This window comes from Streptomyces sp. SID1328 (assembly GCF_009865595.1).
GTDB classification, from domain to species: Bacteria; Actinomycetota; Actinomycetes; order Streptomycetales; family Streptomycetaceae; genus Streptomyces; species Streptomyces griseoluteus.
On sequence record NZ_WWKH01000683.1, the window covers coordinates 1 to 1,134 of the forward strand.

Below are 1,134 nucleotides of genomic sequence, written 5' to 3' on the forward strand. Positions count from 1 at the left end.
GGCCGCGCGGTACGCGTCGCGGGCCGCGCGCGGCCGGGTGGCCGCTTCATAGGACATACCCCGCCAGTGGTGCGCCTGCGCGCCCAGTTCGACGGCGATCCGGCGGTCGCGGTCCGACTCGGCCGCCGCCTCCGCCTCCCGCGCCGACTCGGCCGCCGCCCGGAAGGCGTCCACCGCGTCGTCCAGCCGGGTCGGCCGGGCCAGGCTCCGGTACGCCTCGTACTGCGCCTGTCCCAGCTCCAGTGAGCAGCGCGCGGCCAGCAGCGGGTCGTCCGCCTCGGCCGCCGCCAGCCCGAAGAGGTGCTCCGCCTCGCGCAGGTCCACCCGGTCGCCGTGCAGCCGGTAGCGCCGGATCAGGGCGCGGCCCAGCATCAGCAGGCGGTGCGCGGTGTGCGGGCTGCCGGTGTGGGTCTCGCGTCGGCAGTCCCGCAGGACGCGGATCGCGTGGGCGAGGGCCTCCCAGGCGCGCTCCCCGCTCTCGGCGTCGGCCCGGCGCAGCAGCACCTCGCCCCACTCGGCGAGGACATCGGGGTAGTCGGCGGCTTCCCTGGAGGTGTCGGCGGCCGCACGGGCGAACGCCTCCGCCGCGTCGCGGAGTTCACGGGGATCGCCCGTCTCGGCATACCGGGCGACCCCGATCCGGCCGGCCCTGACGTGGAGTTGGGCGCGCAGTGAGCGGCCGGTGGTCGTGGCGAGCGCGGCGTCGACGCGTTCCCGGGCCTCGGCGAGGTCACCGCCGGAGCGGAGGAGAGCGTCGACCAGATCCAGCCGGATGAGGGTGAGTTCACGGCCCCCGTCCTCGCCGGCCGCCAGCGCGTCACGGAGCGAGCCGGCCGCCTGGGCGGCGTAACCCCGCGCCTGTACGGGGTCGTTGGTGGCGTCGGCCAGACGGAGCAGGAGTCTGCCGTGGGCCAGCGGCAGTTCGGGCGGCCGGTGTCTGCGGTCGGGCCAGATGTCGGCGAACGCCTCCAGCATGCCGACCGCGCCCTGGAGCAGCGCGCTGTCCCCGCCGAGCCGCCACTGCGCCTCCAGCGCGCCCACCCGCTCCAGCGTGAGCCGGAGCGCCTGCGCGGGCTCCAGGTCGGGGGCGGCGCAGGCGACGGCGTACTCCCGGTCGGCGCGGCGCAGCAGGTC

The 1,134-nt window shown here is 77.2% G+C and carries 1 pseudogene; it reads right to left on the bottom strand.

Going from position 1 to position 1,134, the window contains the following annotated elements:
* Nucleotides 1–1,134 (bottom strand): annotated as a pseudogene (locus GT030_RS21900) (hypothetical protein); the annotation flags it as partial.